The sequence below is a fragment of the Paenibacillus jamilae genome (assembly GCF_050482105.1).
GTDB lineage: Bacteria > Bacillota > Bacilli > Paenibacillales > Paenibacillaceae > Paenibacillus > Paenibacillus jamilae_B.
Window position 1 is genome coordinate 57,833 of record NZ_JBCNHI010000020.1, and the last position, 24,476, is coordinate 82,308.

General features: G+C 44.6%; 22 protein-coding genes. 16 read left to right on the forward strand and 6 right to left on the reverse strand.

Annotation, left to right across the window (positions count from 1 at the left end; translation table 11 throughout):
- The first annotated feature begins 116 nt into the window (after positions 1–116).
- Positions 117–2,012 (forward strand): PrkA family serine protein kinase, encoded by a 1,896-nt coding sequence (locus tag ABEW32_RS19100; protein WP_430190680.1) that lies wholly within the window; start codon positions 117–119, stop codon positions 2,010–2,012.
- Positions 2,013–2,272: 260 nt separating this feature from the next.
- Entirely contained in the window at positions 2,273–3,295 is a 1,023-nt protein-coding gene (locus ABEW32_RS19105) for a protoglobin domain-containing protein (RefSeq protein ID WP_430190682.1), read from the forward strand.
- A gap of 54 nt (positions 3,296–3,349) precedes the next feature.
- Here ABEW32_RS19105 and ABEW32_RS19110 read toward each other — a convergent pair whose 3' ends face one another.
- The 3 genes from ABEW32_RS19110 to ABEW32_RS19120 form a co-directional block, all read right to left on the reverse strand.
- Positions 3,350–4,216: an arylamine N-acetyltransferase family protein gene (locus tag ABEW32_RS19110; protein ID WP_430190685.1), complete on the reverse strand. Its 867-nt coding sequence runs from the start codon at positions 4,214–4,216 to the stop codon at positions 3,350–3,352.
- Between the two features lie 242 nt (positions 4,217–4,458).
- Complete coding sequence (locus ABEW32_RS19115; protein WP_430190687.1) at positions 4,459–5,355, reverse strand: phosphotransferase; 897 nt, start codon at positions 5,353–5,355, stop codon at positions 4,459–4,461.
- 18 nt (positions 5,356–5,373) lie between these two features.
- A complete protein-coding gene (locus ABEW32_RS19120; RefSeq protein WP_430190690.1) occupies positions 5,374–6,384 on the reverse strand; it encodes a phosphotransferase in 1,011 nt (336 codons plus the stop codon).
- Between the two features lie 217 nt (positions 6,385–6,601).
- Here ABEW32_RS19120 and ABEW32_RS19125 point away from each other — a divergent pair, with 217 nt between their 5' ends.
- The 7 genes from ABEW32_RS19125 (at position 6,602) to ABEW32_RS19155 (ending at position 14,278) form a co-directional block, all read left to right on the forward strand.
- On the forward strand, positions 6,602–7,273 hold the full coding sequence (locus ABEW32_RS19125; RefSeq protein WP_430190692.1) for an AroM family protein: 672 nt from the start codon (positions 6,602–6,604) through the stop codon (positions 7,271–7,273).
- Between the two features lie 20 nt (positions 7,274–7,293).
- Positions 7,294–8,244, forward strand: coding sequence for an aminopeptidase (locus tag ABEW32_RS19130; protein ID WP_430190695.1), 951 nt, complete (start codon positions 7,294–7,296; stop codon positions 8,242–8,244).
- 15 nt (positions 8,245–8,259) lie between these two features.
- The gene (locus ABEW32_RS19135; RefSeq protein WP_430190697.1) at positions 8,260–8,907 is read left to right on the forward strand and encodes an aspartate/glutamate racemase family protein; all 648 of its coding nucleotides are present in this window, start codon (positions 8,260–8,262) and stop codon (positions 8,905–8,907) included.
- A 231-nt stretch (positions 8,908–9,138) separates the two neighbouring features.
- A complete protein-coding gene (locus ABEW32_RS19140; RefSeq protein ID WP_430190699.1) occupies positions 9,139–10,674 on the forward strand; it encodes a PucR family transcriptional regulator in 1,536 nt (511 codons plus the stop codon).
- Between the two features lie 31 nt (positions 10,675–10,705).
- Positions 10,706–11,392, forward strand: a complete 687-nt coding sequence (locus ABEW32_RS19145) for a response regulator transcription factor (protein ID WP_430190702.1) — start codon at positions 10,706–10,708, stop codon at positions 11,390–11,392.
- The gene (locus ABEW32_RS19150) at positions 11,389–12,972 is read left to right on the forward strand and encodes a sensor histidine kinase (protein WP_430190705.1); all 1,584 of its coding nucleotides are present in this window, start codon (positions 11,389–11,391) and stop codon (positions 12,970–12,972) included. Before ABEW32_RS19145 ends, ABEW32_RS19150 begins: the two co-directional genes overlap by 4 nt.
- A gap of 124 nt (positions 12,973–13,096) precedes the next feature.
- Entirely contained in the window at positions 13,097–14,278 is a 1,182-nt protein-coding gene (locus ABEW32_RS19155) for a WD40 repeat domain-containing protein (protein WP_430190707.1), read from the forward strand.
- Positions 14,279–14,348: 70 nt separating this feature from the next.
- Here the strand turns inward: ABEW32_RS19155 and ABEW32_RS19160 are convergent, their stop codons facing one another.
- Together ABEW32_RS19160 and yhbH are read right to left on the reverse strand one after the other, a co-directional pair.
- The gene (locus ABEW32_RS19160) at positions 14,349–15,791 is read right to left on the reverse strand and encodes a SpoVR family protein (protein ID WP_430190709.1); all 1,443 of its coding nucleotides are present in this window, start codon (positions 15,789–15,791) and stop codon (positions 14,349–14,351) included.
- Complete coding sequence (gene yhbH, locus ABEW32_RS19165) at positions 15,788–16,954, reverse strand: sporulation protein YhbH (protein WP_430190712.1); 1,167 nt, start codon at positions 16,952–16,954, stop codon at positions 15,788–15,790. Before yhbH ends, ABEW32_RS19160 begins: the two co-directional genes overlap by 4 nt.
- Before the next feature lie 163 nt (positions 16,955–17,117).
- On the opposite strand from yhbH, the gene ABEW32_RS19170 reads away from it, so the two are divergent.
- The 5 genes from ABEW32_RS19170 to ABEW32_RS19190 all read left to right on the forward strand — a co-directional run bounded on the left by ABEW32_RS19170 (position 17,118) and on the right by ABEW32_RS19190 (position 21,425).
- A complete protein-coding gene (locus ABEW32_RS19170) occupies positions 17,118–17,837 on the forward strand; it encodes a response regulator transcription factor (protein WP_430190714.1) in 720 nt (239 codons plus the stop codon).
- A 131-nt stretch (positions 17,838–17,968) separates the two neighbouring features.
- Positions 17,969–18,904 carry a sensor histidine kinase gene (locus tag ABEW32_RS19175; RefSeq protein WP_430190716.1) on the forward strand — a complete coding sequence of 312 codons (936 nt, stop codon included), beginning with the start codon at positions 17,969–17,971 and terminating at the stop codon, positions 18,902–18,904.
- Positions 18,905–19,049: 145 nt separating this feature from the next.
- Positions 19,050–19,973 carry an ABC transporter ATP-binding protein gene (locus ABEW32_RS19180; RefSeq protein ID WP_430190719.1) on the forward strand — a complete coding sequence of 308 codons (924 nt, stop codon included), beginning with the start codon at positions 19,050–19,052 and terminating at the stop codon, positions 19,971–19,973.
- Entirely contained in the window at positions 19,970–20,677 is a 708-nt protein-coding gene (locus ABEW32_RS19185) for an ABC transporter permease (RefSeq protein WP_430190722.1), read from the forward strand. The genes ABEW32_RS19180 and ABEW32_RS19185 overlap by 4 nt, the downstream gene beginning before the upstream one ends.
- 13 nt (positions 20,678–20,690) lie before the next feature.
- Positions 20,691–21,425: an ABC transporter permease gene (locus ABEW32_RS19190; protein ID WP_430190725.1), complete on the forward strand. Its 735-nt coding sequence runs from the start codon at positions 20,691–20,693 to the stop codon at positions 21,423–21,425.
- Here ABEW32_RS19190 and ABEW32_RS19195 read toward each other — a convergent pair whose 3' ends face one another.
- The gene (locus ABEW32_RS19195; protein ID WP_430190728.1) at positions 21,426–22,787 is read right to left on the reverse strand and encodes a lanthionine synthetase C family protein; all 1,362 of its coding nucleotides are present in this window, start codon (positions 22,785–22,787) and stop codon (positions 21,426–21,428) included. It lies immediately after the preceding gene.
- A gap of 193 nt (positions 22,788–22,980) precedes the next feature.
- On the opposite strand from ABEW32_RS19195, the gene ABEW32_RS19200 reads away from it, so the two are divergent.
- Both ABEW32_RS19200 and ABEW32_RS19205 read left to right on the forward strand, forming a co-directional pair.
- Entirely contained in the window at positions 22,981–23,133 is a 153-nt protein-coding gene (locus ABEW32_RS19200; protein WP_430190731.1) for a gallidermin family lantibiotic, read from the forward strand.
- A 75-nt stretch (positions 23,134–23,208) separates the two neighbouring features.
- Complete coding sequence (locus ABEW32_RS19205) at positions 23,209–24,471, forward strand: lanthionine synthetase C family protein (RefSeq protein ID WP_430190734.1); 1,263 nt, start codon at positions 23,209–23,211, stop codon at positions 24,469–24,471.
- The last annotated feature ends 5 nt before the right edge of the window (positions 24,472–24,476 follow it).

Here is a 24,476-nt window from a genome sequence, read left to right on the forward strand (position 1 = left end):
GTATGTATTACACTTTTTTTAAGAGGATCGCATCATATCCTGAAAGGCGTGACAAGTGTAGTCATAATCACCAAGAGTGGAGGATAGTCATTACGCAGTCATGGGAGGAACCGAGCATGAATATTTTTGACCGCCTTGCGGAGTACCGAGCGGAGAGCAACCGCTTGGCCTGGAACGGCACTTTTAGAGAGTATATCGAGATACTCAAGAAAGACCCGACACCGGCGATGACCGCTCATGCACGGGTTTACAAAATGATTGAATCTTTTGGTGTAGAAGAGGTTGGGGGACATAAGCGATATAAATTTTTTGAACAGGAGATTTTTGGGCTCGATCGTGCACTGGAGAAGCTGGTGGAGGAATATTTCCATTCCTCAGCCAGGCGGCTTGATGTCCGCAAGCGTATCCTCCTTTTGATGGGGCCTGTTAGCGGAGGGAAATCGACACTGGTCACCTTGCTAAAGCGTGGTCTGGAGAAGTTTTCAAGAACGGATCAGGGGGCCGTGTATGCTATAGAGGGTTGCCCCATGCATGAAGATCCCCTTCATCTTATTCCTCATGAGTTGCGTCCCGAATTCGAAAAGGAACTGGGAGTTCGTATTGAAGGTAATCTGTGCCCATCCTGTCAGATGAGACTGCGTACAGAATTTGAGGGCGACATCGAAAGGGTTCGCGTGGAGCGGGTATTTATATCGGAAGAAAACCGGATCGGCATAGGTACGTTCAGTCCTTCTGATCCGAAGTCACAGGATATTGCGGATTTGACAGGCAGCATCGACTTTTCCACCATTACGGAGTATGGTTCTGAATCTGATCCGCGCGCCTATCGATTTGACGGAGAACTGAATAAAGCGAATCGCGGACTGATGGAATTTCAGGAAATGCTGAAGTGCGATGAGAAATTTTTGTGGAATTTATTATCTCTGACCCAAGAGGGAAATTTCAAGGCTGGACGGTTTGCGCTCATCAGTGCAGATGAATTGATCGTAGCTCACACCAACGAATCGGAGTATAAAAGCTTTATTGCGAATAAAAAGAACGAGGCGTTGCAGTCGCGGATGATTGTAATGCCAATTCCCTATAATCTGAAAGTATCCGAGGAAGAAAAGATTTATGCCAAGCTTGTTGAGCAAAGTGACATGCGGCATATTCACATTGCTCCTCATGCGCTGCGAACGGCGGCCATTTTCTCCGTGCTCACCCGATTGAAAGAGACCAAGAAGCAGGGCATGGATCTGGTTAAAAAGATGCGGATGTATGACGGTGAGGAGGTCGAAGGCTATAAGGAAGCCGATCTGAAGGAGATGCAAAATGAGTTTCTGGAAGAAGGCATGTCCGGGGTTGACCCAAGGTACGTCATAAATCGTATTTCCAGTGCACTCATTAAGCAAAATGTGGAGTCCATCAATGCTCTGGATATTTTACGAGCCATTAAGGATGGTCTAGACCAACACGCTTCCATTACAAAGGAAGAGCGGGAGCGTTATCTGAATTTCATTTCCGTGGCTCGTAAGGAATATGATGAATTAGCAAAAAAAGAAGTACAAAAGGCCTTTGTATATTCTTTCGAAGAGTCAGCCAAGACGCTGTTTGATAACTATTTGGATAACATCGAAGCTTTTTGCAATTGGTCGAAAATCCGCGATCCGCTCACAGATGAGGAACTTGACCCGGATGAGCGGCTTATGCGCTCGATCGAGGAACAAATCGGGGTGTCGGAAAATGCGAAAAAAGCATTCCGTGAAGAAATATTAATCCGAATTTCCGCCTATTCCCGCAAGGGACGAAAGTTTGAGTATCATCATCATGATCGGCTACGTGAAGCTATTGAAAAGAAGCTGTTCGCCGATTTAAAGGATATTGTGAAGATTACGACTTCCACCAAAACGCCTGACGCTAATCAGCTCAAACGGATGAATGAGGTCATTAAGCGACTGATTGAGGAGCATGGCTATACAGCAGCTAGCGCCAACGACCTATTGAGGTATGTAGGTAGTCTTCTGAACCGGTAAGGCGAAATAAATATGTACAATACGAAGCAGATGAATTGAAATGGATGGTGACACGAAGACTGTAAGATATCTAATCAACGTGTTTCCTATAAGGAATCCGGCAAGCACAGGCAATTCAGGTGCGGTCGGATTCTTTTTTTTGTGCTGAAATTACTATGAAAAAAGTTATAATCAATCTTCTGCTTTTTTAACATTTTCTAAAAACTTGCCGATAATTATGGTAATGTAAAATATATGTAAACTATGATTTGGAGGGACTTATGATTCATGTCGCTGAGAGTAGATTAAAACAGATACAATATATTGGTATAACTGATGATGATTTGGCTTTATTACACCATTATCAGGGGTTATTCCAATCTATTGTGAATGAGGTTGTGGATCGTTTTTATAAGCATATAGAAAAGGTTCCCCATCTTATGTCGATTATCTCTAAATGGTCGAATATTGAGCGGCTAAAACAAACACAGCGTGAATACTGGCTTTCTCTTGCGGATGGGAAAATAGACGATCAGTTTATCGAACATCGTCTTTTTGTGGGACAGGTGCATTCCCGGATCGGATTGTCTTCCGATTATTATTTGGGAACGTACATTGCTTATCTTGATATTGCAGTCGACATTTTAAAGCGTTCGGGGGTAGAAGATTGGTATTCTATTGTGCACTCTCTTTCCAAAATGTTCAATCTGGATTCCCAGCTTGTGCTGGAAGCTTATCAGGAAAAGGAAAAAGAGCAAATTAACGAGCTCGCTGACGAACAAACACAGTTGCTGACTGTGGTATCCCGAATTGCGCAAAATTTGACGGGCATGATTGCCGAACTTAGGGAAAATACCGATAATATCGCGGAGAGTGCCTGCAATACGGCTTCTTCGCAGGAACATACAGAGGAACTGGTACTGCGATTGAGCGATGAAATTAAGCATATTGAACAGATGAGCAGTACCATTCGAGAGTTGTCCGATCAGACTCATCTGCTAGGGCTGAATGCGGCGATTGAGGCAGCCCATGCGCAGGAAGCAGGACGGGGGTTTCAAGTTGTGGCGCAGGAAGTGCGAAAGCTGGCATCTAATTCAAAGCAAGCACAGGAGCAAATTCAGCGCAAGGTGCTGGATATTGCCCGTATGCTTGACAGTGTGCAATCCGAAACCGCTGCCACAACAGCCAGTGCCCGGCAACAGGCCTCCAGCTCGGAAGAATTGGCTTCGTTCACCAAGCTGATAGAAAATATGGTGAAGGAATTGGAAATGCTGCAGCACTCCTCGGAAATGCTGGTGGTGTGAGATGTAGCTGGAGTGGTATGCCTGTGAAACTGGAAGTTTCTCTATTGTAACGTTTCAGTCATAGCTTTTTTTCCATTCTATATGAGCCGCAAGTACTCTTTTCCATAACTCGTCTCGTTCCTGGTGGCTGTAGTTAACGAGCGGCTCACCAAATACATCTGCCAATACTTCCAGCCACTGTGACTTCTTATCCAGCTCTATTTTTTCCAATCCGTTTAGCCCGCGTTTTTTCCAAATACATCCTCTCAGTTCATTTGCTTCTAACGCTTGTCTTTGGCGAATTAGAAACAGGTTAAACCATGGAGATTCCACGGAGCGGCTATAGAAATGATGTTTTGGCATGAATTCTTCCAAATTCTGAACAACCGTAGGGGCAAAATCAACGCCAACAAATGAAGCAAGCGGGTCATGCTCTAAACGCCAGCCTTTAGTAACGACTTCAGATTCCATAACTTTATAACGAAGTGGGGTTTGTTCATAAGTCCCCATAAGGAGTGGAAGAGGCTCATATGGCATATCGCCCAGTCCGACATCGACAATCCATACTTCATCTTCTTGCTGCTCATTTAGCAAGTTCACTGTTAGTCCAAGATGAAATGAATTAATACGTGGCTCAGCTCCTAAAGGCTGTACCCCAGCATGATGCAGAGAAACTTTGTACCCTAGTGAATGTAGTAGTGCACTAAAGGCGCCATTTAAATGGAAACAATAACCACTTCTCCCTTGTAAAATGAGTTGAACAGATTCTTGAAAACCAATCGCAGCCGGCCTTCTTGCAAAAATGTCCAACGTTTGCCATGAAAGCTGTTCTACGTGTGCCTTATGTAGCTCCACTAAATAGGATAGGGTAGGAGGCTGAACTTCGGGAATTCTGATTCTGTTCAAATAAGCTTTTATTTCTTCTTTTGTCATGGTGTACATGTGTAGTCACCTCTATTGTTAGTTTGCCAAATCTCTTCTCGAAACAAATGAGCATGGAGTCTTAGCATCATTGTAAGAGGGGGACATGCTGTGTACAATGCTATAAATTAATGATTGTACCGGTACAATCAGCAAATCAATTCTTTTAGTAACATGCCGATTTCCATAGAAGGTTGTCAGAACACAAAAAAACAGACCTTATCACCAGGTCTGTTTTTTTGCTTAGTTTCCAAGCCGTCTGATTATAGCAGTGATCTAAGTTCACGTCGGTATTTGTTCAGATGCACCAACGACGGAATGACACGCTTGGCAGAACGAAATCCGCCTATTCTGATGTTGCGCACAACATGATAGGGAGAAATCAACAACGCATGAAGCAGACGCAAATCCTGGGTGCTCAATGGTCGATATCGCTGATAAAAGTCTATCGCACGCAGCATCTTCGTCGCATTCCAAAGACAATTCCGGTGAAGAAGATGAGAGAGATCTTTCATTCGTACATGTAGGGAACAATTTTCAAAGTCGATCAAATGGATTTTAAACTGCCTGTCTTTGATCAGATTGGGATAGTTATAGTCACCGTGTATAAATGCAGCCGCTTTTTGCTCCTGCTGGATTGCTTCTCGGACTTTGGGTTGCTGTAGACGATATAATACTTCTTCACAAAGAGCCACGAGATGGGCTGTACCTTTGTAATGAATGAGGCGTTTTTTATACCCAGCTACTTCATCGCTCAAGCCTTCATAACGGATTCTGGAAGGAGGCGCTTCCGTGATAGGAAAGCCTGATGCACTGGTGTGGAATTTGGCTAAAGTAGCAATTCCCTTTTTGAAATCTATTCTTTTAGTAAATTCCGGTCTGGGTCCATGAATCCAATTAGTTAATGTATATGACACACCTTCATAGGTCATGTAAGGTGTTTGCTGTACGGTTGGATAGACCTTTTGGCTACGTGTAAACCCGCGCTCATCCAGATACGACAAGACACGTGTAATAAAACGAATCTCTTCTTCCGGGAATTTGTAAGGTTTTAAGCAATAAGTTGTATTAGCGGTTTCAATCTTGTGAATGTCTTTCATTTGACGACTACGCTGAATTTTGATTCCGTACATTTGCTCAACGTTCGATAAAATCGACATTTTGCTCCTCACTTTCTTTTATACACGGGCCCATTCCTGCAAAATATGGATGATTTGTAATCGAAGAGGCCACGACTGATCCCAGTTGTCTAGGATTTCGCGGTCTCTTGAACGATTCAGATGCCGGGAAGCATGCCAAGCTTCTCGTGGTAGTTTATATAAAGCTGTAACAATCTTCCGTTCAGTTCGGCTTAGTGGCTTGCGTCTCTGGTATCCCTCCAACAAGGATTGCACAAATTCAGGATTGAATTGAGTCGTATTCATAAGAGCCTTTGCTAAATCAGCATAGACTGAGCCAATCTTAACCCGATCCCAATCAATGATTTTCAGGTGACCGTCATCTGAAATAATGACATTCGGGGTGGTGATATCACCGTGAATCAAGGAGGGGTGCCGACGTTCCGCCCGAAGCAGTCTTATAATGGATCCGTCCTGCAAATCCTTCCATGCACGCCTGGATAAATGTTTACAGTTTTTTCCATGAGTGTTGTACCAGTCGCGGTACTCTTTATTCTGGCGGCTGATTTTTGTCATTTTTTTTTGGAAAAGGCGGTCCTGGTTTTTCCATATTCGTAATTGTTGAATGGTCGGAGAGGACATTCCTGTCTCCATCGGATGCAAGCCGGTGGATGCAGCATGAAGTGTGGCAAGGGCCAGCCCTAGTTTTTTGAAATCTTCAGTGGTTTCCAGTCCCCGTCCTTTGATCCACTGACTTACATAAAAAGGTGTTCCTTGATGTAGTGTCCAAAGCTTGCCAGAATGAGTGGGAAGCCATGTAGGCATGTAGGTATACTTTCTCTTTTTTAAAAGCCTTATATAGTTCGCTGCTCGTTCCATCTGTTGAATCGTATTTGAACGAACCATTGATGAACGACTAAAAGGCTTTAAAGCATAAGTTCCTTTTCTCGTTTTTACTTGGATGACTGCATTTTTTCGGTACAGTGATGAAACTAAGCTTGATTTTAAAGGGATCAGACCGAAACGACGGGTGATTTTGCGAATCTGTGCTTTTGTATAGGATTTCGCCATAAGAACCTCACTTGACTTTTAATTGAAGAAAAAGGTAATCCTCTGTTAGTTATCAGTCTATTCATGAGGAAATAATGGGTGCAGTTTTATGAAGCTATTCTTGTTTTTTTATCCTGTGAGCACAAGGAATAGGTCCTTGTTTTGGCCGGAATGAACATTGTTATGGTAGGAAAGTTACATTAACATAAAATAAAAAGAGCGAAAGCAGGGATTCAAAATGCCTAAGCTTGGAATGATTACGATTGGACAATCCCCTCGGTCAGATGTAGCCCCTATTATAGAAAGGGCATTGGAAGGACGGGCCGAGTTGGTACAGGCTGGTGCACTGGATGGACTCTCGTTAAACTACATACAACAGCATCTATCACCATCACCGGGAGAGTATGTATTAACTTCACGCTTGACGACCGGGGAGTCGGTGGTCATCTCACGTGAAAAAATTCAGCCGTTGCTTCAGGATACAATCACACGTATGGAGGAGCAGGGCATTCGTACAATTTTGCTACTCTGTACCGGCGTGTTTCCTGGATTGCATACCCGAGGTGCTTTTCTAATTGAGCCAGATCATGTGCTTCCTCCTGTACTGAAGGCTATGTCCAGCGGAAGAAGACTGGGACTGATTGGACCGCTTGAAGAACAGAAGGACAACCTCAAGCTAAAATTCAGTCCTCATGGGTTAAATCCCCAGTTTGCGGCAGCCTCGCCTTACAGTAGCAGTGAGGAAGAATTTCGCCGGGCTGCTGGACAGTTTAGGAATCAAGCAGACCTAATTGTGCTGGACTGTATGGGTTATACGGATGCACACCGAGAGCTGGCGGCAACCTACGCAGGGGTTCCCGTTGTATTGTCCAATGCGTTGATCGGCAAGCTGGTATCGGAAATGGTATAACGAAATTGGAGGTAAGAAATATGAGCCAACAACGTATTGAAATCAGTAAAAATGTATTACAAAAATGTTTGGGGCTCACTGCCGGTGAGACACTCCTGGTGGTAACGGACGATGATAAAAAAGAGTTGGGTGAGTCCATCTATGAAGCGGGCAAGGCGCTTGGGGCAGAAGCTGCTATTATGACAATGAAGGTACGCTCCAAATCTGGCGAGGAGCCTCCAGCCCCTGTTGCCGAAGCCATGTTGCGTTCCAATGTGGTTGTATGTGTCACCCGCTACTCGCTGACCCATACAAGTGCCCGCAAGCAAGCGGCAGCGGCTGGAGCTCGCCTGGCAACTATGCCTGGCATGACCGACGATATGTTCATGAATGGGGCTATTGCTGCTGACTACCCAAAGGTCAAGGCGCTTACAGAAGAGGTGACTGCATTGCTGACAGCTGCCAAGCAGGTGCGAATTGAAAAGGATGGATACAGCCTGGACTTCACCATAGAAGGGCGCAACGGTGTTCCCAGCACAGGCATGTATTTGAATCCCGGCGAATCGGGTAACCTGCCTTCAGGTGAAGCGTACATTGCTCCGCTGGAAGGAACAGCACAGGGCCAGATTTTGGTGGATGGTTCTGTGGCTGGGATTGGTGCCTTAAAACAGCCTCTGCTGCTGACAGTGCAAAATGGCAGATTGATCGCCGCAGAGGGGGAAGCTGGACAGTCTCTGCTGGACATGCTCGGTGAAGGTGACGGCAGAATGCTGGCGGAGTTTGGTATCGGAACGAATGATAAAGCCCGGATCACGGGCGTTGTATTAGAGGACGAAAAAGTATACGGCACGATCCACGTCGCTTTTGGCAGCAATAATACCTTTGGTGGAACTGTCGCTGCGGGTGTACATATTGACGGAGTCGTACAGAGACCGGATGTATACCTGGACAATCGTCTGATTATGAAGGCTGGTCAGCTGCTAGATAGATAAAGGGAGGAATTCATCATGCTCGGCATTATCAGAGTGATTACTATGCAGGACAAAGCAACAATCGACTTACATGGCCGGGTCATTGAGCAGCGCTACGGGCTACCTGTTACTAGTGTGTGTATCCCCGATCAGCCGAAAGGAATCTATGATGATATCACAGACCGAGAGGCGGTGCCTAAAATTGTGCTCGCGGCGCAACAACTTGTTGAGCGAGGCTGTACGTCCATCGGCATTAGCTGCGCTGCTGATCCGGGGCTAGAGGAAACCCGCCAGGCTGTAGCTGTGCCTGTACACGGGGCGGGGTCCTGTGCGGCACTCTTGGCTCTGACATCGGCCAGACGGGTAGGTGTGTTGACCATTCTGGACGCAGCTCCTCCATTCATTCGCCGTATATTAGGCGAGTCTTATATCGGTACGGAGCGTCCCGAGGGTGTGCGAACGACACTGGACTTGAACACGCCACAAGGCAAAGAGGCTGCCATGGTAGGGGCGCTGCGGCTACAGGAGAAAGGCGCTGAGGTTATTGTGCTTGCCTGCACTGGCTTTGTCACGATGAATTTTGCCGCGGAATTGGAGCGTAAGCTGGGCATTCGTGCGATTGATCCGATTGTGGCACTTGGTGCAGCGGCTTCGGTACGCTGGCAACCGCATGATGAGGAATAGCAGCTAGGATCGGTTTTAAACTTCATAAAACTTCAATAAATACACCGTCTTTTTCGATAAAAGTCGGTGTATTTGTGTTGTTTTGAAGCCTTGCCAGTTAGGCTCGATAGAATGAGAGTAATCTGGACCAAGGGTTAAAGGTTTTGTTTTGTACGCTTTTTTGGTACACTATCCTGAAAATTAGATGAAGTAGGGATTTTGCAAAATAAAAAAGCAGGGTGGTCTGTCTTTATGAAAATACCGGGTGTAACAGTTCAAGAGCTCATGGCAATACCCGTGTTGAAGGAGGCAAAGGTATTAAGCGGAGAACAAGGGCTCAGCCGGGTTGTCCGGTTTATTGATATTATGGAGGTCCCCGATCTGAAGGGCTGGGTCCGGCAGGGTGTATTGTTGATGACAACGGCTTATTCTATCCGTCATGAGCCCGAGGTATTGTGTCAAATTATTCAATTGCTGCATCAGGGCGGGGCAGCGGCGCTTGTGATCAAACCGACCCGATTTCTAACGGAAATCCCCCGAAGTGCACTTGAAGAAAGCAATGCCTGCGGCCTTCCTGTGATTGAAATCCCAGCCGATATTCCTTATACAGATATTACACAGCGTGTCATGGATATGGTGCTGAACCGACAGGCAGAATTGCTGCGACGGTCAGAAGAAATTTATCGAACATTAACGACAATGGTGTTGGAGAACAGCGGCATACAGGCTGTAAGTGATAATATTGCAGAGCTGTTTAAAGCGCCGGTTGCATTGATTGATAATGGAGGACAAGCCATTGTGACATCACCGCAAGGATGGAATTGGGCCAAGGTGCAAGATGCTCGTCACTTTCCTATTAATGTAGATAAACGCACAGTTGCCAAGCTAGTTATTGCCCGCAATGAGCTGGATGATATGGAACAGGTTGGTATTGAGCAGGCACGTCTGGTGATGGCATTGGAATTAATGCGTGAGAAAGCAGTAGAAGATACGGAAAGCCGATTACGGGGAAATTTTATAGATGAACTAATGACCCCCCCGTTGCCTTTGCGGCATGAGGTTGAGCGGAGAGGTCGTCAATTGGGATTCAACCCCGAATATAATTGGGAGGTGGCTGTACTGGAAAGTGCTGCAGCTCCACCAGAAGAAATACTTTCCGGGTTGCTTAGTATGGAATCGACCCGACGACGTGTGGTGTCTCATATTGAGTTCCGTTCTAATCGGGCGGTATTATTTCTGCCGACTCTTCAGTCGAATGATCACCAGAGCAGACCGGACTCTGACCCCGAAATGTCCTGGAGTGATACGCTGAAAAATTGGTCAACTGAAAAAGCCTGGGGAACCGCAGAATATTATTTAGGCATCGGAAGCCCCAAAAAGCTGTGGGAGCTGCTGCAAAGCTATAATGAAGCACGCCGTGCCATTACTGTATCTCAGCGTTTGTACCCTGATCAACGTGTATGCAAATACAGTGATATTGAGATGCACTATATGCTCGGAGAAGCGATGGACAAAAAGGAATTTGCCAATTTGTTCGAACGTAAGCTGGGGAGACTTCAGCAGTATGATCGGTCACATGGCAGTGATTTACTCAAAACGTTATTTTATTATTTGGAACATAGGGGCAGTCTGATAGATACAGCAAATTATCTTTTTATACATCGTAATTCGGTAAAATACAGACTGGAACGGATACGCGACATGACGGATTTTGATCTTAATGATTCACGCGAGCAATTTATATGCCATACATGTCTAATTCATTATTATTTGCGGGAACACAGCTAGTTGAACGTTTTTTGGGCAGGGAGGGAAGGACATGGATAAAAGAATACTGATAGCGGACGATGAGGAAAGTATCCGGAATGCACTGGCCTATGCGTTAAAGCGGGAAGGCTTTTTGGTGGAAACTGCCGTTGATGGGGAGGATGCTTTGGAAAAAGTACATTTGTTCCACCCGGATGTACTTATACTGGATGTGATGATGCCCAAACTGGGTGGATATGAGGTGTGCCGCCGTTTGGAAAGCCGGAAGGGGATTGGTATTTTATTGCTAACCGCCAAAAACGATATCGTCGATAAGGTGCTCGGATTGGAACTGGGCGCAGACGATTTTATGAGCAAGCCGTTTGACCTGAGAGAACTGATTGCACGTATTAAGGCATTAGTACGGAGACTAGAACGAGAAGGAGCGCCTGCGACGGAAGGAACAGAAGTCATATTGGGTCCATTACGAGTGCGTCCATCCAGCCGAACAGCTGAACTTGGAGCCAGGGCGTTGGAGCTGACACCCAAGGAGTTTGATGTACTGGCTCTGCTGGTGTCCCATACTGGGAGAGTGTATACACGGGACGATCTGTTGGAACAAATATGGGGCATCGATTATGTGGGGGGAACGCGGACGGTGGATATTCATATCCAGCGCCTGCGTAAAAAGCTGGAGCCGCACCAGTCGATGCTGCAAACTGTGTATGGAATCGGCTATAAGGCGGAGAAAATGACGTGAACGAGCACCATTCATTCCGTCCACAAGAAAGCTTGCAGTCTGCTGATCCGCAGAAGCGCAAACGTAAGCGTACAGGCTTGAGCCTGCGCTGGAAATTTCCGCTGGTACTCGCGGCTTTACTGTTATTTACAGTCGGAGTGCTGAGTTGGCTCGTGCTTACCGGTATTCGTGCTAATCAGACAGAGCAAATGGAACGAGGCTTAAAACGTCAGGCTGAAATCGTGGAGATGCGCGTAAAACAGTCTTACCTGTTGGGAGTTCGCCAATCACCCGAAGACTTCATGAAAAAGCAAGCGCCGCAGCTTGCCGTGGACCTCGGTGTGTCCAGTAATATGCGCGTTATTTTATATGATGCTCGAGGGTATGAGGTTGGGAACTCTCTACCACTGGCTTATAGAACAGATATCAGTCAGGCGCTTTCTTACGCACTCCAAGGAAAAATTGCATATATTACGGAAGGGAGCTCGGTTACTTATCTGGCTCCGCTTCAAGGTCCAGACGGCCTGCTGGGAGTGGTACAGCTTCATAGCTCAACAGAAGCGCAGCAGCAGTTCTACCAGGCGATTGCCCGCTTGTTTTTATGGACAGGAGGGGCGGTGCTAGTCTTAAGCTTTATTTTGGGCTTAGGCTATGTCAGCCGCCAGACGAGGGACATCGGACGACTGACTCGCGCTTCTGAGCAGATATCGGCAGGGCACTATCCAGAAGCGAGATTGCTGCGACGGCAGGACGAACTGGGAAAGCTGGATGAAGGGATGCTCCAGATGAGTCATGTGATCCGGGCGAGTATTACCGCGCTCGAAAATGAAAAGCTTCGGCTGGAAGAAGCGGTTCAGCGTTTGCGAGAGTTGGAGCAGCAGCAAAAGGCTTTTATCGGCAATATCAGTCACGAACTGAAGACACCGTTGACCTCTATTCAGGCTTATGCTGATTTGCTGGATATGTATGGGGATGATCCCGAATTGGTGCGTGAAGCCAGAGAAAGTATCGGTAAGGAAACAAAACGATTGTATGAGCTTGTCGAGGACTCACTGAGACTATCTGTGCTGGACAAATATGATTTTGAATTACATACGGAGGAAGTGGAGCTGCATTTGCTGCTCGAAGATGCTGGAAGCCGAATCCGGGGGAAGGCTGCGGCACGCGGACTGAATTTTTCGATAGATACCGTTCCTGCCAAGGTATGTGGAGACCCCAAGCATCTGATGCATATTGTACTGAATCTGCTGGATAATGCAGTGAAATACAATCGGGACGCAGGCTGGATTACGTTATCCAATCGAGTGGAAAAGGACACCGTAACAGTATATGTGCGCAATTCCGGTCCATGGATTCCTCGGGAAAAATGGGATATGATTTTTGAACCGTTTGCTACCTTAAGCCATGATCGTTCTCGTCAGGACAGTGGTACGGGACTTGGTCTGCCTCTGGCGCGAAGACTGGCGGAGCGCATGGGTGGTGATTTACAGCTTACAGCTTCGGATGAAAATGAGTTGGAGAGTAGCAATGGTCATTCAGGTGCAACTGGCAATGAATTTTCGCTCAAGCTACCTTTGTTGGTTCACAATGGCTTTCAGTAATTGGACCGCTCTATGACTATAGGACTGCAATTGGTGTCTTGTTTACAACTTGGAAACAATCCGATGTATTCATGAGATGTTCAGGCATTAAGCTGGGGTAACGATAACAAGGAGGCCGTTATACATGATGAAGAAAAAATTAGACAGCTATGGGCAAAAGAACGGCCTTCCGCGGCTCGAACATCCCTATGCACGCTTTTTCAGACACAAAGTCACAGGGCTGCTCATGACTGGCTTGCTCGTCGGAGGGTTGCTCAGCGGTTGCGGTATAAAAAGCGCAGGAGAGACCCATCCATCATCTGGTATGAAACCAGGACAAAAGCTTACTGTGATTGATATGGATGCGGCTCGGCAACAAGTATCGGACGAGCTGGTGGTACAGTCTATCGATAAGCTGGGAGATGTCTACGCGAGGTCATGGCTGAGTGATGAAGAATTGATTGTGGAGCGTCAGAATCGGTTATGGATTCATAATGTAAAGACCAACAAGGAACGAGTTTTAACACCAGGTCGTAACGCTCTACAGTTACTTGCTGTGGTATCACCGGATCAACGCCATGTCTTTTTTACGGAGGGCAGTGCCAGCAGCAAGTATGATATCCAGGGCTATATTTTAGAGCTCAGCAGTGGTAAGGTTACATCGGTTGGTCAGCTGGACATGACTAACGAAGTGAGCTGGGGCGATGAGGATCATCTCATTACAGGTACACCAGACGGTAAGATACATCTGATTGGTTTGGACGGCAAAGCAAAAGAACTAAGCTTTCAAGATCCGAATCACTCAGAATTAATTGCTCATGTCGAGAAGGTGGGTAACGCCATTTTTTATACAGGCAATGATAAGCAAGGATATCCGGTGCTGAATCGGTTTACCCTCAATCACCCTCAGGCTGTAACCATTGCAGAGGGGGCTATGTCCTTTGCTGTGTCACTTGATGGTAAGTCTATTGCTACTGAAAAGCGGAAATGGAATACATCCGAACCAGCTCGTATGATCATTTTGGATGAACAAGGCAAAGAGAAAGGGATCGTGGGCCAAGGTACTTTAATGAGTCGTGGAAGCTGGTCCAGCGATGGGACCAAACTTGCTTTTTCCATTTATGATGAGGATCAGCAAGGTATGAGAGGACTATATGTATTTGACCAGTCCACAGGTAAAACCACTCCCGTTACGACTGATATTCAATCCTATGACAGCCCAACGGTATGGAGCCCATCTGCCCGATTTTTATCCATGTACCAAAATATTTCTGAAGGTGAAAAGCAATTGAATCAAAGCTACATCGTCGAATTTAAGAAAAAATAGTAAAAAAAGGCGCATTTCCTTCTTCGGAATGCACCTTTTTTAATTAGGCTGGCTATTCGATTGTGGATCACTATACAAATTTACGATGATGTTTCTTCCCATCATATGAAAATAAGGCGAGCTTCCCCTCAATCATCGTTTCCAAATGAACGGTACGCCCCCACAGTTGATATACATATGGAAGCGTGCGCTCCATATATTTTAAATCCAGCTCAATGCCTTCATACTGATGCTTGAGCTTCAACTCGCCCGTATGCAGATAGTCTCCGTCCTCAACGACGATGTAAGGGGAGCCTCCATTTACGCGTGAGAACACAAGCTGATCCCGTATGTTTTCCCAGGACTTATCGGTAATTTTCCAATCCGGTCCCCGTTTCTCAAACACGTACAAATCTAAATCCTCTGTTAGCTGCTTGGTCATGTAATTGCGTATAAAAGAGGTGTCCGAATCAAACTCTCGCACCTCGAACATTTTAACTCGACCTTCGCCCGGTTTGCGTCCTTGGCGCTCTTGCTCCTCGAGGGTCGGGTTATCCCATCGCTTTTCAATATCTTCAAATATTTTCAGTCCCAAATAATACGGATTCAAGCTTTGCTTGGAAGGCTGCACCACGGAAGCGTTCAGCATGGCAAATTCAACAGTTTCATCCCCAGTCAGATCCAGTTCCCTGACAATCCGTTGATGCCAATAAGAGGCCCAGCCTTCATTCATGATTTTGGTTTCCATTTGGGGCCAGAAATACAGCATTTCGTCCCGCAGCATCGTCATGATGTCCCGCTGCCAATCCTCCAGTACCTCGGAGAATTCCTGAATAAACCAGACAATATCCTTTTCAGGTTCCGGTGGGAACTGGCGTACCTTGATCCCCTCGGTCTCGGCTGAATCATGCTGCTTTACTGTGTCTAGTGACCACAGATCATCGTAAGGTCCGATGGGACGCTGGTGCTTTTTAGGTTCTTTTTGCTCCTTGATTTTGAGTTCCATGTATCGTTGTTTATCTAGATGCCTTGGTTTGATGAGCTGTGGGTCTACATGCTCTTGTATCGCCAGTACAGAGTCAATGAAGGATTCTACGGCCTTTGAGCCGTACTCCATTTCATAGCTGCTGATCCGTTCTGCGGTGGCAGACATGCTCTCGACCATATTGCGGTTGGAGGCCGAGAAGCGGGCGTTGTGTTTAAAAAAATCGCAGTGCGCCAGCACATGAGCGACAATTAGTTTATTTTGCACCAAAGAATTTCCATCCAGCAGGAAAGCGTAGCAGGGATTGGAGTTGATGACCAACTCATAGATTTTACTCAATCCAAAATCGTACTGCATTTTCATCTTGTGAAATGTTTTTCCGAAGCTCCAGTGGCTGAAGCGCGTAGGCATACCATACGCGCCGAATGTGTATACGATATCCGCCGGACAAATCTCATAGCGCATTGGGTAATAGTCGAGCCCGAATCCATCAGCAATCTCCATAATTTCTGATATCGCGTATTCCAGCTCTTTCTGATCGGTGCTCATCTCACCGTTCCCCCTTCCCGTTTGCGAAAAAAGGTGCGTAGGGCTTGGTATACCTCACCTTTTTCCTTGATGACATAGTACATAAACTGATCTGCCTTAATATTCTTGTAGGCTGACATCAGCGTACTGCTGCGATTATATTGGTTCACTTCTCCATAGCCGAACATATTGCTGCGTTTCATAAGCTCCTCAATTAGTTTCACACACCGTTCATTGTCTGAGCTTAGGTTATCGCCATCGGAGAAATGGAAGGGATAAATATTATAAGTCGAAGGAGGATAGCGCTTGTCGATAATCTCCAATGCTTTCAAATAGGCAGAAGAACAGATTGTGCCGCCACTTTCACCACGAGTAAAAAATTCTTCCTCCGTAACCTCCTTGGCTTCGGTATGATGCGCGAGAAAGACAATTTCCACCTTTTCATATTGGCGACGCAAAAAGCGGGTCATCCAGAAAAAGAAGCTGCGGGCGCAATATTTTTCAAAAGATCCCATGCTGCCTGAGGTGTCCATCATAGCTATAATTACCGCATTGGATTGGGGAATGGTTTTCTCTTCCCATGTTTTGTAGCGAAGATCGTCCGGGCTAATATGATGAATGCCTGGATTCCCCTCACGAGCGTTGCGACGCAAATTTTCGAGGATGGTTCGCTTTTTGTCAATGTTCGCTTGCATGCCTTTTTTACGTATATCATTGAATACGATAGATTCAACCTCGATTTGATCCTTATCTTTTTGCTGCAAATGTGGTAACTCCATCTCCTCGAACAGCATATCTTCGAGTTCTTCTATGCTGACTTCAGTTTCCATAATATCGTATCCTGGTTGGTCGCCTGCTTTCTCACCTTTACCTGGCTTCTGGGAAGCAGGATCACGTCCGATGACATCCCCCACCTGACTGTCGCCGTCCCCTTGGCCTACGTGCTTTTGTTTCTGGTAATTATAAATGAAACGATATTCGTCCAGACTGCGAATCGGCACTTTGATAATCTGTTGACCGTCCGACATTATAATATTTTCTTCCGTAATCAGATCGGGTAGATTTTGCTTAATGACATCTTTGACCTTCTGCTGATGGCGTTGCTGGTCCTGGTACCCTTTGCGATGCAGCGACCAATCTTCACGGGATACGACGAATGAATATGGCTGGCGTGGTTCCGTCATTGTTAGGCACCCCCCAAGTGGATACACGGCACAGTTTGGCCTTGTTGGTTATTAAGTATATTCACGGGGATGTACGATATGTGATGGAACTCGATTTAAATTCTGCCCGTTTGCTTTTATAATGAAAGTAAAAAATGTAAAAAAAGAATGGAGAACCTTGGTTATGGAAGAAATTGCAGTGCTTATCGTAGACGATGAACAGGGACTGCGAGATATGCTGACAACGGTATTAAAAAAAGAAGGATTTCTTCATGTTAAGCATGCGGCCACGGGCCAAGAAGCGCTGCAAATCGTGATGGAATCTCATGTTGATGTGATTGTGCTTGATGTTATGCTCCCTGATCGCGATGGGTTTGAAGTATGTCGTCAGATGCGTCTACTCACGGAAGCTCCTATTCTTTTTTTGACAGCAAGAGATACAGATCTGGACAAATTAATGGGATTTGGGATTGGGGGGGACGATTATATTACCAAACCGTTTAACCCGTTGGAAGTTGTTGCACGTATAAAAGCTCGAATGAAATATCGAAAAGTGACAACAGCGGATATGAAGCCTGCCTTACAAACTATAGATTATGGATATTTCTGTTTGGAGCTGGAATCAGGTGTACTGTATGTGCAAAACCGACAGGTCGATTGTCCTGCACGGGAATGGCTGCTGCTGGTATTTTTGTGCAAGCATCCTAACCGTATATTCAGTGTACGGCATCTATACGAAGCAATATGGAGCGAGACCTTCTTGGGGGATGAAAAGACAGTAGTCATTCATATCTCCCGTTTGCGAAAAAAAATAGAACCCGATCCCAAGCACCCGCAATTTTTAGTTAATGTAAGAGGGCTAGGTTATAAAATGATATCAGTCAAGAGGGGGGAGCAGGAATGAACTCCCTGGTCAAGTTATCCTTTCGTTTTATCAAAGTAACATTGTGCTTTGCCCTAGCCTATATTCTTTGTTTTCTGATCTGTACTGTTATATATATTTTTATAAAAAGTACATTGGATACATCTCATAATATGAATATTGATCTCTTCTGGATCGGACTTGGAATCGTGCAGAGTGTTGTGTTCATAGTTGTCTATGGATGGTATATAGGCAAACCCTTGGTGTATGTCATTAAATGGATTGGAAATATAGCAACAGGGGAATTCCAGGCACCGCTAAGTGAGCTAGAACTGCCAGAGCGCAAAAAAAATCAGAGAAATAGTTATAAACCTCCGTATCAGTTGTATAAGGAAGTTTTTGAACAAATGAACATTTTATCTGCTCAATTGCGCAGTAATGAGGAAGAGAGAATGGAAATAGAAAAGCGAAAACAACAGTGGGTAGCAGGCGTAAGCCATGATCTCAAAACACCATTATCCTATATTGAAGGATATGCAGCCATGCTGACTACTCAAGAGTATGATTGGTCTGATGAAGAAAGAAGAAGCTTTAGTATGATTATCAGTGAGAAAGTGACGGAGATGAAGCAGTTGATTCAGGATTTAAATGCTTCTATGCAGCTCAAGGAGGGGGCCTTGCCGATTCAGTTGAAGAAGGAGGACATTGTGGAGTTTCTCCGTAATACGGTCTTAGATATCGCTAACCACCCTTCGGCCGAGCAGTATGAATTTTCTTTTATGTCATTGGAGGCAGTGTGTACCATGCCCTTCGATAGTAAATTATTAAATAGAGCGCTGAAAAATTTTTTGATGAACGCAATCATTCATAATCCTCCAGGTACACATATTTCAATGGATGTAAATAAAGAGAGCGATAAGCTTCATATTTCGATCGAAGATGATGGAAAAGGAATGAATCCAACTGAATGTATACAGGTGTCTCATTCCAAAGAGCATGGCATACCTATTGCCAAAAGCTTTATTGAAGCTCATAACGGAACGCTTCATATTCTTCCGGGAAGTAAAAAGGGTACCAGGGTGGAAATTACTTTGCCGCTAAATAGGTAACTCTTTAACATCTGTGCCCTCACATTTTGGAGTCCGCTCGTTTTTTTGCCTGTTGTTTAGGAACTGTTTACCTGATGTTAACTTTCCTTCAGTAAACTGTATGTAACTAAAACTTCAGCATTAAAAGTCGAGAGGAGATCAGGAAATGTCTGAATATGTAATACATACACAGCAGCTAACCAGGCGTTTTGGAAAACGAGAATTTGTCAAACAAATAAATCTTCAGGTACCTGAGAAGCAAATTTACGGATTTTTGGGACCAAACGGAGCAGGGAAAACAACCACGATTCGTATGCTCCTCGGGCTGATTAAATCCACATCCGGGGATATTGAGATTTTTGGGAAAAAGCTCAAGGATCATCGCATGGAAATATTAAAGGATGTAGGTTCTCTGGTTGAATCGCCTGCCTATTATGCCCATTTGTCAGCATATCGAAATTTGGAAATCGTTACAACGATGCGTGGGTTGCCGACCCGAAAAATTCATAAAGTACTGGATTTGGTGAGATTAAGCAAGGATGCGTATCGTCCAGTAAAAGGATACTCCTTGGGGATGAGGCAAAGGCTAGGAATTGCTATGGCGTTGATTGCCGATCCCAAATTGTTGATTCTTGATGAGCCGACGAATGGTTTGGATCCGTCCGGTATTCAGGAAATTCGGGAGTTAATTATGAGCCTGCCTGATGCTTACGGAATGACGGTATTGGTTTCGAGCCATTTATTAAGTGAAATCGAACAGATCGCAACCTATGTAGGAATTATCAATCAAGGGGAAATGATTTTCCAGGGAACGATGAAAGAACTTACAGACAAAAGCAAGCCTCAATTATTCATTGAAACCCAAAATCCTGTTCAGGCTGCTGGAGCCCTGATGCAGCATGGATGGATTGCCGGAGCTGAATCCATGGAGCAAAAAGAGGTCATAACTCCTATTGTGGATCGGCAACAATCATCGGAAATGATCAAAGTGTTGGTGGAACACAATCACCCCGTCTACCGGGTAAGGGAGAAGAAAAAAACATTGGAGGAAATATTCCTGGAGCTGACGGGTAAGGAGCGAAGCTTATGATACTCCAAGTGATCAGGGCCGAAGGATATAAGCTGAAAAAAATATGCTGGTGGCTTCCTCTAATACAGGGCTGCGTCCTTACAGGGATGACTGTCATGGAATGGTATCTCTACTTTCGTCAGGGGCCAGGAGGGGTCTATGCTGGTTTTGCGGTTATGTTTATGTTCATCTCGTTTGTGATGCTGCTTGGCGGTACACTTCTAGCAAGTATTATGGCGGGTACAGAGCATGATACCCAAACATGGAAGCAGCTTATGGCCATGCCGGTTCCCAGAAGCTACATCTACTTATCCAAAATGTTATGGATTGTGATTTTGCAGTTTGGCACCGCCTTGATCACGATAGCAGGGATGAGTCTCATCTGGGTGTTGTATACAAACGAGCCCATTCCTTGGCGAGTTATGTTGCTACAGCCGATTAACGCCAGCTTGGCTACTCTGCCTGTACTCGCAATTCAACTTTGGTTGTCTACGCTTTTTATTAATCAGGCATTCCCGTTAGCATTTGGCATATTTGGTTCTATTTCCAGCTTGTTTTTGGCACGAACAAGTATTCTTTGGATTAAATTATTGCCTTGGTCGTATCCGGCTCTATCAAGTCCTCTAATAAAGGGATACGTAATGTGGGTGATCATTGCTTTATGTGCTGGGGTCATCTTCATAGGACTCGGTACTCTACAATTTAGAAAGCATGAATTCAAATAGGAGGAGGAGAAGTATGGGATCCATTTTACGCGTGGAAGCGATGAAGCTTCAATGGGTCATGGTATGGATTCTCATTATATTAGATGCGGTTATCAATTCTTTAATGGGAGTCCTGGAACTGAACGATTTGAAGCAATTTTATGAGCCTAGCTGGTTAATGCTATACACCTATGCGGCGCAATTTCACTCGATGTTTTTTTATCCACTTTATTGTGGAATTATTGCTTCTCTTTTGTGCGCATACGAACATCGAGACGGGGGATGGAAGATTTTATTGAGCAGTCCGTATCCCCGTCAGCGAATCTATTATGCAAAATATATATTGCTCATTCTGATACTGTTTCTTGATCAGCTTACATTCATAGTAGGCTATTTTGTAGGTGGGTATATAGCAGGTGCACCAGGAAAAATCCCTTGGATGCTCGTCCTTTCTACCGGATGGGGAGGGTGGTTCGGAATTCTACCATTGGCAGCCCTCCAGCTTATGCTCTCGGTAAAAATTCGCAATTTTGGAGCTTCACTAGGCATGGCTATTTGCTGTGTGGTGCCTAATATTGTTGTGACAGGCTTTCACTCTTCCATAGGCGCATGGTTCCCTTTTACGATTCCTTATTATATCATGTTGCCGCAAACAGCGAGCTATGCTCCTAGAGTTGAGCCTTATAGTCTTGGTTTGATTGTACTTTTTACGTTTTTAGCCTATCTATTTGGTGGAAGAAAGATGTTTATGAATAGGGACTGGTCGTAGTTAGGAGAGCATAAGGATGTAATCCCAAGCTATCTCCTTGTTTTCAGAAATACTTAATAAAGTAGCAGCAATTCCTGCGGCGCCTTCAAGCATGCCTGCTTTTGTCAGCCAGGTCAGAGAGCCGTCTGCCCTTGGCTCAGGATCAAGATACCCAAGTGGGCTATCCGCTTGAAAGCGATCAAGCAGACGGCCTGATAATTGTTGAATAAGTGGGATAAAGGCGGGTTCTTTACTGTGGCACCACATTCGCCAACTTATCATGAGTATACCAGCAATCCCGTGACAGAGTGCAGAGGAGTCCATTTCCCACTTAGCTACCTCATAGGAGATTGCACCGACACAAGCCCTAACAGCTAATTTTTGCAAATCCTCGTTATGAAGAGCTTTTCCCGCGAGAAATAGGGCACAGGCGACACCAGGTGTTCCATAGCACCAGGCTTCTCTTGCACGTTTCAAATCAGACCGTAAAGAGGCTGTTTCAGCTTCAAAAGGGACAATATGTGGCCAGTAGCAGCCGTATGTGTCCTCATATTTATATTTGAGTAGCCATTCTGTAATCGTTTCAATGGCTTGATATTGGCCTCTTACTTCAATTCCAGCACTATAAGCAACAGATAATAGAGCCAGCGGGCCAGGAATGCCATGCGCCATTCCACAGTTAAAATTGCCGAGGGGATAGCTGTTTTTATCTCGATCCAAAAATTGAAATTTTTGCGGAGAGTACCAGCCTGGAACATAGTAATTGTAGATTTTGATAGGATGTGTGAGCTCGGTTAGAAATTGAAGAATTGGCTCAACAAGAGGAGAGCATATAGGATCGGTTGAATTCATCAAAATATATCTTCCGATCCCAGAAGCCCCTGAAATAGTGTCAAAGGTTTGCATTGGCATTCCTTCGTGCAGACCTAAATGTTCTGTACTCGACTCAAGCCAATGTTTCATTAAGGGAATCATCCATAGATGGATTTGTTGTAAGAAATTACCGTAGTATTCACCATGATTAGAAGCTTCATGTACAGAAGAAGCGATACCTGCCCAACCACTGAAAAGCGAGATATCATTAAGACCATTATTAGCAATTGAAGATTGAATTCGAGTCATGTTCAAATGGATGGCCTCATTCCAATCATACAAGGGATCTGCTGTACGCCATTGGGATAGTAAATGGATATTACCAGGATAACCATGAGAAAGTGAAGTTTCTCCCCAAGGATGGTATTTTGTTTCCGGTGAAACATTGTGTTCTACATGGACTGCCTTATAGACGGATTTCGGATCGCATAGACGTAAGGCAATTTTTTTACTGATATCTCTTGCACGAGCTTGATCGGATGGTTGAATAATAATACTATCCATTTTCATATAAATGCCCCTTTATTTTTTTTATTATATTGTTACTAAATTTTAATGAAATGTCCTTAAAAATACAAAAAAACAACGTAAGTTTATCTTAAATGTACTTGTTGAAATTAAGATAAATGTAAGAAGATTATAAAGTCTAGTTAAGATTGGATAACTTATAATGAAATTGTAAAAAATAAAAGGAGGTAACAAGATGAAAAATCAATTTGATCTGGACTTGCAAGTAGCCAAAAAAGAGGTTGCTCCTAAAGAGGTACAACCAGCAAGCGGTCTTATCTGTACTCCTTCATGCGCAACAGGTACTTTGAATTGTCAGGTTAGCCTTAGCTTCTGTAAAACGTGTTAGTAAAAGGAAAATATGGAATTAAAGGCACGGTTTCTATGACCGTGTCTTTTCCCAGTTATGCAGATGGGAGGGTTTATGGTCAAAGATTTGAAGAGAAGATCAGTTGAAATTAGTAAGTGTATAGCACAAAAATTATCTGACCTATCATACACAGAAAAGATAGTTAATCATACAAGCAACTTGTCACCTTCGCGTGGAATGACCCCATGGAATCCAGGCTCTCTTGCTGATGGAATACCAGGTGTCTTGGTGTTGTTGGCCGAATGGGATCATCTAGAGCCAGATCAAGATTGGGCAGGGCTTGTGCATACCCAATTGCTGTTCTTGCACTCTAACTCTTTGTTATTGCTACCTCATAATTCTCTTTATTACGGAACGACAGGAGTGGCTTATAGCATATTGTTAGCTTCCAATAACAGGGCTAATTATAACCAATTACTCTCTCAACTAAATAAATATATAGCTGATAAATGTAAGGAAATACCCGTCATAGGTACAGCTACAGAGTTTGATAAGCAGATGGACGTCATTAACGGCCTACTTGGAGTAGGTAGGTACACCTTGGAGATTCCAGAAGAAGAAGTGATATGTAATCTGTCTCATCAATTATTAGGTACTATAATACGCTTCATACCTGAATATATTCATTGGGCGGCAAGAAAAGATTCGAGCGTCATCCAACTAGGTTTGTCACATGGTATCACTGGAATCCTTGCACTGCTTGTCACTGCCCTGCAAAAAAAGATCGAAGTTGAAGGATTACTAGAGGCTATTAAACATATAGTCGATTTTTTGCTTATTCAAATTCAGGAGGATCAATATGGTTTGTATTGGCCTGTAAATTCTCAAGCAACTTCAATGTACAAGACGGATAACAAAGAAGGAAAGAGAGAAATCGAAGGCTGGTGCCATGGAACCTGTGGAATAGCATGGACTTTATGCAGAGCAGGAATGGAGTGTAGCAATGAAGAATGGAAAAAGATAGCCGAACAAGCTATGAAATCTATATTTTGCTTGGATGATGAGCTTTTAAATAGGCTATCCCCCACTTTCTGCCACGGATTAGCGGGTTTGCTTCATATGGCTCATAGATTCTATTACTTCACTGGTAATCAAGCTGCTTTAGGCTTTGCCGACCAAATAGCATTAAAGTTAATAAATCTATACGATGAAGAGCTCCCATTTGGTTACCGGGATTTGGAGGGAAGTACTCATGTTCATAATATAGGAGTACTGCAAGGGGCAGCAGGAATTGCGCTAAGTTTATTGGATTATGGAATAGGAAAAGAACAGTCTAAATATTCAGGGAGATGGAATGAATTGTTTCTAATTTCGTAAAGTTC

Bases quoted from the DNA above. Each gene is read 5' to 3' on its own strand.
- ABEW32_RS19200 (WP_430190731.1), top strand. From the start codon at position 22,981: ATGAAAAATCAATTTGATCTGGACTTGCAAGTAGCCAAAAAAGAGGTT.
- ABEW32_RS19130 (WP_430190695.1), top strand. From the start codon at position 7,294: ATGAGCCAACAACGTATTGAAATCAGTAAAAATGTATTACAAAAATGT.
- ABEW32_RS19185 (WP_430190722.1), top strand. From the start codon at position 19,970: ATGATACTCCAAGTGATCAGGGCCGAAGGATATAAGCTGAAAAAAATA.
- yhbH (WP_430190712.1), bottom strand. From the start codon at position 16,954: ATGACGGAACCACGCCAGCCATATTCATTCGTCGTATCCCGTGAAGAT.
- ABEW32_RS19145 (WP_430190702.1), top strand. From the start codon at position 10,706: ATGGATAAAAGAATACTGATAGCGGACGATGAGGAAAGTATCCGGAAT.
- ABEW32_RS19180 (WP_430190719.1), top strand. From the start codon at position 19,050: ATGTCTGAATATGTAATACATACACAGCAGCTAACCAGGCGTTTTGGA.
- ABEW32_RS19155 (WP_430190707.1), top strand. From the start codon at position 13,097: ATGATGAAGAAAAAATTAGACAGCTATGGGCAAAAGAACGGCCTTCCG.
- ABEW32_RS19175 (WP_430190716.1), top strand. From the start codon at position 17,969: ATGAATATTGATCTCTTCTGGATCGGACTTGGAATCGTGCAGAGTGTT.
- ABEW32_RS19170 (WP_430190714.1), top strand. From the start codon at position 17,118: ATGGAAGAAATTGCAGTGCTTATCGTAGACGATGAACAGGGACTGCGA.
- ABEW32_RS19110 (WP_430190685.1), bottom strand. From the start codon at position 4,216: ATGTACACCATGACAAAAGAAGAAATAAAAGCTTATTTGAACAGAATC.
- ABEW32_RS19125 (WP_430190692.1), top strand. From the start codon at position 6,602: ATGCCTAAGCTTGGAATGATTACGATTGGACAATCCCCTCGGTCAGAT.
- ABEW32_RS19140 (WP_430190699.1), top strand. From the start codon at position 9,139: ATGAAAATACCGGGTGTAACAGTTCAAGAGCTCATGGCAATACCCGTG.
- ABEW32_RS19160 (WP_430190709.1), bottom strand. From the start codon at position 15,791: ATGAGCACCGATCAGAAAGAGCTGGAATACGCGATATCAGAAATTATG.
- ABEW32_RS19115 (WP_430190687.1), bottom strand. From the start codon at position 5,355: ATGTCGATTTTATCGAACGTTGAGCAAATGTACGGAATCAAAATTCAG.
- ABEW32_RS19195 (WP_430190728.1), bottom strand. From the start codon at position 22,787: ATGAAAATGGATAGTATTATTATTCAACCATCCGATCAAGCTCGTGCA.
- ABEW32_RS19100 (WP_430190680.1), top strand. From the start codon at position 117: ATGAATATTTTTGACCGCCTTGCGGAGTACCGAGCGGAGAGCAACCGC.
- ABEW32_RS19205 (WP_430190734.1), top strand. From the start codon at position 23,209: ATGGTCAAAGATTTGAAGAGAAGATCAGTTGAAATTAGTAAGTGTATA.
- ABEW32_RS19135 (WP_430190697.1), top strand. From the start codon at position 8,260: ATGCTCGGCATTATCAGAGTGATTACTATGCAGGACAAAGCAACAATC.
- ABEW32_RS19120 (WP_430190690.1), bottom strand. From the start codon at position 6,384: ATGGCGAAATCCTATACAAAAGCACAGATTCGCAAAATCACCCGTCGT.
- ABEW32_RS19105 (WP_430190682.1), top strand. From the start codon at position 2,273: ATGATTCATGTCGCTGAGAGTAGATTAAAACAGATACAATATATTGGT.
- ABEW32_RS19190 (WP_430190725.1), top strand. From the start codon at position 20,691: ATGGGATCCATTTTACGCGTGGAAGCGATGAAGCTTCAATGGGTCATG.